This is a genomic window from Bacillus sp. LL01 (assembly GCF_001037965.1).
Genome location: NZ_LFEL01000004.1, coordinates 490,478 through 497,957, shown reverse-complemented (window position 1 = coordinate 497,957; position 7,480 = coordinate 490,478). Strand labels below are relative to the sequence as shown.

Sequence of the window (7,480 nt, the reverse complement as noted above, 5' to 3'; positions counted from 1 at the left end):
TAGTACGAGAGGACCGGGATGGACGCACCGCTGGTGTACCAGTTGTCTTGCCAAAGGCATAGCTGGGTAGCTACGTGCGGACGGGATAAGTGCTGAAAGCATCTAAGCATGAAGCCCCCCTCAAGATGAGATTTCCTTTTGCTTCGGCAAGTAAGATCCCTGAAAGATGATCAGGTAGATAGGTTCGAGGTGGAAGCGTGGCGACACGTGCAGCTGACGAATACTAATCGATCGAGGACTTAACCCAAAACATTTGAACGATAGGAATACCTTGATATGAACACATTATCTAGTTTTGAAGGAATAAAAAAGATGAAAAACATCTTGATTTTCTTCAAAGATATATTATAATAATATTTGTCTGGTAATGATGGCGAAGAGGTCACACCCGTTCCCATACCGAACACGGAAGTTAAGCTCTTCAGCGCCGATGGTAGTTGGGGGATCTCCCCCTGTGAGAGTAGGACGTTGCCAGGCTGGTATTGATCCACCATAGCTCAGCGGTAGAGCATTCGGCTGTTAACCGAAGGGTCGTAGGTTCGAATCCTACTGGTGGAGCCAATTATATGGAGAGCTGTCCGAGTGGCCGAAGGAGCACGATTGGAAATCGTGTAGACGGTCAACGCCGTCTCAAGGGTTCAAATCCCTTGCTCTCCGCCATTATCTTTGGCCCGTTGGTCAAGCGGTTAAGACACCGCCCTTTCACGGCGGTAACACGGGTTCGAATCCCGTACGGGTCACCAAAGTTTTTTCGCGGAGCGAAAATAACTATCCATATAATAATATCAAAATAACCATCCATACATAGGAGGATTAGCTCAGCTGGGAGAGCACCTGCCTTACAAGCAGGGGGTCGGCGGTTCGATCCCGTCATCCTCCACCATAAATTTTCTAATATACTCATAATAAAAAAAGATTGATTATTATTATCGCGGGGTGGAGCAACGAGCATAAGCTTCTTGCAAAAGCTTCGAGTTGTACCGATTGATTCACTTCCTTGACTTAGCTTTTAGAAATCGGGACAGTTGGTATGAAATGTGCATAAGAAACAAAACTTAATTAATATTATCGCGGGGTGGAGCAGTTCGGTAGCTCGTCGGGCTCATAACCCGAAGGTCGCAGGTTCAAATCCTGCCCCCGCAACCAAATGGTCCCGTGGTGTAGCGGTTAACATGCCTGCCTGTCACGCAGGAGATCGCCGGTTCGATCCCGGTCGGGACCGCCATTTTCTTTGAAAATACAATTAGGCTCGGTAGCTCAGTTGGTAGAGCAATGGACTGAAAATCCATGTGTCGGCGGTTCGATTCCGTCCCGAGCCACCATTAATTTTTACACAGTAAAAATATTTAGCTTTTATGCCGGTGTAGCTCAGTTGGTAGAGCAACTGACTTGTAATCAGTAGGTCGTGGGTTCGACTCCTATCGCCGGCACCAGAAACATGGAGGGGTAGCGAAGTGGCTAAACGCGGCGGACTGTAAATCCGCTCCTTCGGGTTCGGCAGTTCGAATCTGCCCCCCTCCACCATTTCTTTTGAGAAAGTGTAACAAATTGATTCATAGGGGCATAGTTTAACGGTAGAACAGAGGTCTCCAAAACCTCCGGTGTGGGTTCGATTCCTACTGCCCCTGCCAATTTTATAATTAATTATGGCGGTTGTGGCGAAGTGGTTAACGCACCTGATTGTGGTTCAGGCATTCGTGGGTTCGATTCCCATCAGTCGCCCCATATTTTATTTTTTCGACTTATATAAAAGATTGAGTCGTTTTTATTTCCAATTTTAATGGGCTATAGCCAAGCGGTAAGGCATCGCACTTTGACTGCGACATGCGTTGGTTCGAATCCAGCTAGCCCAGCCATTTTTGCGGAAGTAGTTCAGTGGTAGAACACCACCTTGCCAAGGTGGGGGTCGCGGGTTCGAATCCCGTCTTCCGCTCCAAAATTCAGGTGGCATAGCCAAGTGGTAAGGCCAAGGTCTGCAAAACCTTTATCACCGGTTCAAATCCGGTTGCCACCTCCAATTTTATAAAATAATTATTCATATATACGAGACAAGCCGGGGTGGCGGAACTGGCAGACGCACAGGACTTAAAATCCTGCGGTAGGTGACTACCGTACCGGTTCGATTCCGGTCCTCGGCACCATTTGAATATTTATTGATTGAGTATGCCGGTGTGGCGGAATTGGCAGACGCGCACGACTCAAAATCGTGTTCCTCTGGAGTGCCGGTTCGACCCCGGCCACCGGTACTAATAAACGTTGTTAAAAGGCGGTCTACAAGCGATTGTAGGCGGTCTTTTTTCGTTGTATGCACACGATTTTTACCGTAGGAATCATGCGCACCTAGTCGTACGCATCGTTGCGAACAATAGACGGTAAATGGAGGCGGTAGGTGTGGCGAGGAATCGGCGCAATAACCAACTATCCACCGCGAGTATTAGCAAGCTACGAGGTACTATGCGGTCGGACTACTTAGACTACGACGAGGCAATGCGGTTGTTTATCCGCGATGGAGAGATCCGGAATCTACGGGAACATACGTTAAAGTATTATCGCAATGAATTAAACACTTTCCGGAAGATGCTCGATACACAGGGCGTTACGACGTTGCCTGGCGAGATAACCGCGGAAATGATCCGCGAGCACGTTATCTTATATATGCGGAATGTACAGGAATTAAAAATTAGCACGGTCAATACTCGGCTACGAGCGATCAGGGCGTTCTTTAATTACTTATTCGATAATAATTACATCGTGACTAATCCGATGAAGAACGTAAGCCTGGTACGCGATAGGAAAGCGGTTATAGAGACGTTTACTCGCAAGCAATTGAATGACTTACTTAATGCGCCGGACTTAAAGACGTTTACAGGCTTGCGCGATTATACGTTAATGTTATTACTCGTAGAGACGGGCATACGCGCTAATGAGCTTGTAGGGCTTACGTTAAGCGATGTACGGTGGGATGATTCGACGCTATTGATCCGCAATGCAAAAGGCTACAAGCAACGCCTAGTACCGTTATCCGCGATTATGAAAGACCATTTACGGCGGTATATTTCTATTCGCGGGGGTATTCCGGACTGCGATGCGTTGTTTGTTACAATCGACGAGACTCCGCTTGCAAAGCGTCAGGTACAGAACCGCATATCCCAGTACGGTAAGGAAGCACACATAGATGGCGTAAGATGCTCGCCTCACACTTTCCGACACACTTTTTCGCGAATGAGTGTAGAGAATGGCGCTGGCATATTCGAACTGCAGGCGATACTCGGACATACTACGATGGAAATGGTAAAGACGTACGTAAACCTATTCTCGGACAACATAAAGGAAAAGCATCGTAAGTTCTCTCCGCTTAACTCCTTAAAGAAACGTAAAAACATTTAAGTCGCCACTACCGGCGGCTTTTTTATATGACGTAGAAAGTAGCGAAATGTGACGAAGTTAGGTGCGAAGTATTAATAGAATTATATAGCGGAATAGTAGACGAGTATAATACGAGAGTTTCGATGTCAATACTGTTTGGTGAGAAAACACTAGGAGTGAAAAGCATTGGAGAGAAAAAAGAGAAGAGTTGTAAAGAGAAGGTTTTTAAGTAGTAAAACTGATAATATCTCGAGAATTACAATACCAGCAGCGTTGCAAAAAATTAAGCTTATATATTATTCAGAAGGCTACCGCGATAGAACTGTAGATGATTATGAGATGTATTGGAATGAGTTTTTTACCATTATTGAAAAATATTTTATAGATGACGTAACTTCTGAAGATATCCGTACATATATTGCATATTTAAAAAGAGAAAAAGGGCTTTCGAATGTGACAATAAATATCCGTTTGACAGCTATGAGGGCTATGTTTAATCGGTTATTCCTTGAAGGCGTAATAAAAGGAGAAAATCCCGTTCTTAACATAAAGCGTTTGAAAACGGACGAGAAAGTAATTATGGGTCTAAAAGACAGTCAAATAAGGAGGTTGTTCGGTGCAATTAATAAAGAGTCCTACGCAGGTAGAAGAGACTATGTAGCTATGTTGCTAATGTTAAAAGGTGGTCTGAGAGTCAATGAAATCGATTCATTAGAAGTGGAAGATATTGATTTTGAAAGTGAAGTAATTAGATTACCTGGTGTGAAGAATAAAAACCGCAAGACAAGAATAGTTCCGCTTTCAAAAAAAGTATCGGATGAATTAAAAATGTTAACTACAAAGAATAAACAGTATTTTGGGGATGAAGCTAAATACGTCTTTGTTACAAATGTCGGAAATCCGCTGCTACCTGATTATCTGCGTAAGAACATGTATAAATACGCAAACAAGGCAGGGTTAGTGGGTGAATGCAAGGTAAGTCCGCACAAGCTAAGGCATAATTTCGCAATCAACTTCCTAAAGAATGGCGGAGACATACGCGCGCTGCAATTGATTATGGGACACGCTGATCTATCTACAACGCAAGTCTACTTAAAGTACGACGAAGAAGAGATAAAAGAGCGATTTAACCAAGTTGAAGAGAATGACGACCTAGACGTATAATAAAAAGCCTCCACGCAATCGGAGGCTTAATTAACTAACGTCTCTGTGTTTTTCGGTTTCTTGTATTGCTCTCGTAATATTGCCTAATTTCTCATTAAGAACGTGTTCTTGGTCCAGAACGGTAGTTATTAATTTCGCAAAACCCAAGAAAAATAATCCCACTACGGATCCGCCGAAAAGTATGCTTAATGCAAACGTTAACTGCGCGTAGTATAACGAAGCAACGGCTTGATACTCCGCTTGTGCCAGCGAGTTAGTTGAAAGACTTTCCGCAATCTCCTTCGCTCTATCGAACGACTCTTTATCAATTGAAAAGAATAGGTATCCCCCTACAAGTATTCCTCCCAATAAAGCGATGGCTCCAAACCAACCAATTACTTTTTCAATACCTTCCATAAACCCAACCCCTTATATCCCATTTCTTTTAGTATATTCTTTGGGATTTTACAATACAACCCATATTTGTATTTCGATGTCTATTTCGATAACTTCGTAAATTACGTGTAATTCCGCTCCATATCGCCCAGCTGTCGCACCACCCACGTAATATCACTCACCGCATCCTCGCGACTATATACTTCATCCTCCGCAAGCATCGTGGCGGTACTTAACAGGCGCCGCTTTAATTCTACTATACGCAGCTTATCCGCTAACATCCGAAGTACCTATCCGGTAATTTCTTTCCTAACTTCGCCAGCCCTTTATTAATCTTCGCAATAGTATCGTGCTTCGGCTCGTAATCATCATCGTTACATAACCGCGATACAGTCCCGCGACTTAGCCTCGCCTCTTCCTCGAGCTCTATTTGCGATATTCCCTCGCGATCCATCCACTTGCCGAATTTACTCCTGCGTTTACCTAGTCCGAGCATTGCCGGCACCTCCTAGCGCTTAATAGCACTAGCCTCGTCCAAAAAGTCATTTTTTAAACCTTGCGCAACTTTTTGACATAATGACCAAGCCGGCTACAATACGCTTTACCATACCGAGTAAATGTCGCATTGACTATTCGCGAACAACCTACGAGTTGAATTTCTAATACTGACCGCCAACTCGCCACAATAAAGCGCATCGCATCAAGGAGGGCAGCCGATTATTTACGTCGGGTAGCTCGGGACTATCTTACGATAAGAAAGGGGTGGCGCTATTGTTTACAACAATCTTAATGGCCGGAGTTCTTGTGTGTACGTACGGGTATCAAAACGGTTACGGAAGCAACGATCATGTGCGCATTCAGCGGATTGCAGACAACGCCGGGCTAGTGGCTCGCGATGGTAAAAAGATTCGCATTCACCGCAAGAGCAAGCGCGAGGGTTATATGGAATATGCGTATCAGTTACCCGACGGACTTTCCTCGCAAATGTTCCGCGATAAGCTAGACCGATTCCAGGACGGCTTAAACGTCAAACGGTCGGTGCTAGACGTTAGCCTGGGCGACTTAAAGACGATTAACTGGCACGGTGACATATTGGCGGAAATAAAGGCGCTTATAGCCCGCAAACGAAAACAGCGGAAGGAGGTCGAACTAGACTTTGACGGAATGCTAATATTTCGCGTGTATGAGGAAGCCCTGCCGGAGTATTGCGAGTTTACTGAGGCAGACTTAAACCGCGTCAAAGGTTGGCAGGTGCCGGTCGGAGTATCGCGCAAGAAGTATCTCACGCATGACTTTGATAAGATACCGCATTTAATCGTAGCTGGCACGACTGACTTCGGCAAAAGTAACTGGCTTAAATCGACGATAACAACGCTCATACATCGCAAGTCGGATCATGCTACGTTTACCCTAATCGACCTAAAAGGCGGCCTGTCATTCAATCGGTTTCGCGATGTAAAGCAAGTCGAGCCTATCGCAAAGTCGCCAAAGGAGGCGCTAGAGGCTTTACAGGCGGTGCAAGAACGTATGAACGGCACAATGGATTATCTTATCGCGCATAACTATGAGGACGTCAAAGAGGCGGGCTTGCATGACCGACATTTCATCGTAATAGACGAGGCGGCCGACATTGCCGATCATAAGTGTTGCGTCGACATAATTAAGGACATCGCTAGGCGTGGTAGGGCGGCAGGCTATCGGCTGATTTATAGCACGCAATATCCGACTGCTCAAACGGTAGATAGTCAGGTTAAGCGGAATTGTCTGGCGCGATTATGCTTCGTGCTCGATACTGCAATAGCAAGTACGGTCGTGCTCGATCAGGCGGGCGCCGAGTCGTTGCCTCTTATTAAAGGGCGCGCAATCTATAAGACGGTCAAATGTACGGAAGTCCAAACGCCTTACATTGCGAATGATTTTATCAATACGACGATTCATCCACATATTAACATCCGTCCAAGAAAGGAGCCGGCACATGCGAAAACAAATCAACCGCCAGCAACGGGAGGAACGAATACTCTTGTCATTGAAGAAGTGTGATTATCTAACGCGTAGTCAATTGCAAGTTATGCACAGCCTCGGAAGCGCACGGAACGCCTCGAGGGTCATGCAGCAGTTGGGCGAGTATGTTAGTAGTTTCCGCGATAGTGAAGCCGTGTACTACTTAAACGGGGAAGGTCGCGAACGTGTGGGTGCCAAGAAAGTCCGCAAGAAATCCACCACGGCGCAACATTACATCATGCGGAATGCGGTCTATATTGCGTTTGGTTGTCCGGCTACTTGGCGGAATGAAATGCGGTTAGGTGTAAAGGGTAAAGTAAACGTCATTTGCGATGCTTATTTCGTGAGAGAAAAGCGGTATTACATTGTCGAGGTTGATAATACGCAGAAAATGGCAAAGAACCGAAGCAAGGTCGAACGATACCGCAAATTAATCAGCCTGGGCGTATTTGAGCAACCGCCGCAATTTATATGGATCACAACGACCGAATATCGCCGCAAGCAACTGCTGGCATTATGCGAGGGGCTAGACGTAAAGGTATTTACCGCGAAAGATTTCATCTAAGAAAAGGGG

The 7,480-nt window shown here is 45.5% G+C and carries 6 protein-coding genes, 16 tRNA genes and 2 rRNA genes; 22 read left to right on the top strand and 2 right to left on the bottom strand.

Annotated elements, in window-relative coordinates; genetic code table 11:
* The 20 genes from AB685_RS15055 to AB685_RS14960 form a co-directional block, all read left to right on the top strand.
* Positions 1-247, top strand: a 23S ribosomal RNA gene (locus AB685_RS15055); the annotation flags it as partial.
* Positions 248-360: 113 nt separating this feature from the next.
* Positions 361-477 (top strand): 5S ribosomal RNA (gene rrf / locus AB685_RS15050).
* Positions 478-486: 9 nt separating this feature from the next.
* Positions 487-561, top strand: a tRNA-Asn gene (locus tag AB685_RS15045).
* A gap of 7 nt (positions 562-568) precedes the next feature.
* Positions 569-660: transfer RNA gene (locus tag AB685_RS15040), tRNA-Ser, on the top strand.
* An 8-nt stretch (positions 661-668) separates the two neighbouring features.
* A tRNA-Glu gene (locus tag AB685_RS15035) sits at positions 669-743 on the top strand.
* Positions 744-807: 64 nt separating this feature from the next.
* A tRNA-Val gene (locus AB685_RS15030) sits at positions 808-883 on the top strand.
* A 186-nt stretch (positions 884-1,069) separates the two neighbouring features.
* Positions 1,070-1,146, top strand: a tRNA-Met gene (locus tag AB685_RS15025).
* A gap of 3 nt (positions 1,147-1,149) precedes the next feature.
* Positions 1,150-1,225, top strand: a tRNA-Asp gene (locus AB685_RS15020).
* A 21-nt stretch (positions 1,226-1,246) separates the two neighbouring features.
* Positions 1,247-1,322 (top strand) — tRNA-Phe (locus AB685_RS15015).
* A gap of 35 nt (positions 1,323-1,357) precedes the next feature.
* Positions 1,358-1,433, top strand: a tRNA-Thr gene (locus AB685_RS15010).
* Between the two features lie 7 nt (positions 1,434-1,440).
* A tRNA-Tyr gene (locus tag AB685_RS15005) sits at positions 1,441-1,524 on the top strand.
* Between the two features lie 33 nt (positions 1,525-1,557).
* Positions 1,558-1,631 (top strand) — tRNA-Trp (locus AB685_RS15000).
* Between the two features lie 18 nt (positions 1,632-1,649).
* Positions 1,650-1,725, top strand: a tRNA-His gene (locus AB685_RS14995).
* Positions 1,726-1,781: 56 nt separating this feature from the next.
* Positions 1,782-1,856 (top strand) — tRNA-Gln (locus AB685_RS14990).
* A 5-nt stretch (positions 1,857-1,861) separates the two neighbouring features.
* Positions 1,862-1,936 (top strand) — tRNA-Gly (locus AB685_RS14985).
* 7 nt (positions 1,937-1,943) lie between these two features.
* A tRNA-Cys gene (locus AB685_RS14980) sits at positions 1,944-2,017 on the top strand.
* Positions 2,018-2,052: 35 nt separating this feature from the next.
* Positions 2,053-2,141, top strand: a tRNA-Leu gene (locus AB685_RS14975).
* A gap of 24 nt (positions 2,142-2,165) precedes the next feature.
* Positions 2,166-2,246 (top strand) — tRNA-Leu (locus AB685_RS14970).
* Positions 2,247-2,454: 208 nt separating this feature from the next.
* Positions 2,455-3,387: a tyrosine-type recombinase/integrase gene (locus tag AB685_RS14965; RefSeq protein WP_241773300.1), complete on the top strand. Its 933-nt coding sequence runs from the start codon at positions 2,455-2,457 to the stop codon at positions 3,385-3,387.
* Between the two features lie 165 nt (positions 3,388-3,552).
* A complete protein-coding gene (locus tag AB685_RS14960; RefSeq protein WP_047971374.1) occupies positions 3,553-4,530 on the top strand; it encodes a tyrosine-type recombinase/integrase in 978 nt (325 codons plus the stop codon).
* A gap of 30 nt (positions 4,531-4,560) precedes the next feature.
* On the opposite strand, the gene AB685_RS14955 is transcribed toward AB685_RS14960, so the two are convergent.
* Positions 4,561-4,926 (bottom strand): hypothetical protein, encoded by a 366-nt coding sequence (locus AB685_RS14955; protein ID WP_047971373.1) that lies wholly within the window; start codon positions 4,924-4,926, stop codon positions 4,561-4,563.
* A gap of 253 nt (positions 4,927-5,179) precedes the next feature.
* Positions 5,180-5,401, bottom strand: a complete 222-nt coding sequence (locus AB685_RS14950) for a helix-turn-helix domain-containing protein (protein WP_047971372.1) — start codon at positions 5,399-5,401, stop codon at positions 5,180-5,182.
* Between the two features lie 275 nt (positions 5,402-5,676).
* Here AB685_RS14950 and AB685_RS14945 point away from each other — a divergent pair, with 275 nt between their 5' ends.
* Together AB685_RS14945 and AB685_RS14940 are read left to right on the top strand one after the other, a co-directional pair.
* A complete protein-coding gene (locus tag AB685_RS14945; RefSeq protein WP_241773299.1) occupies positions 5,677-6,945 on the top strand; it encodes an FtsK/SpoIIIE domain-containing protein in 1,269 nt (422 codons plus the stop codon).
* Positions 6,881-7,471, top strand: coding sequence for a replication-relaxation family protein (locus AB685_RS14940; RefSeq protein ID WP_082153647.1), 591 nt, complete (start codon positions 6,881-6,883; stop codon positions 7,469-7,471). The genes AB685_RS14945 and AB685_RS14940 overlap by 65 nt, the downstream gene beginning before the upstream one ends.
* Positions 7,472-7,480 lie beyond the last annotated feature (9 nt).

Bases quoted from the DNA above. Each gene is read 5' to 3' on its own strand.
- AB685_RS14965 (WP_241773300.1), top strand. From the start codon at position 2,455: ATGCGGTCGGACTACTTAGACTACGACGAGGCAATGCGGTTGTTTATC.
- AB685_RS14955 (WP_047971373.1), bottom strand. From the start codon at position 4,926: ATGGAAGGTATTGAAAAAGTAATTGGTTGGTTTGGAGCCATCGCTTTA.
- AB685_RS14950 (WP_047971372.1), bottom strand. From the start codon at position 5,401: ATGCTCGGACTAGGTAAACGCAGGAGTAAATTCGGCAAGTGGATGGAT.
- AB685_RS14940 (WP_082153647.1), top strand. From the start codon at position 6,881: ATGCGAAAACAAATCAACCGCCAGCAACGGGAGGAACGAATACTCTTG.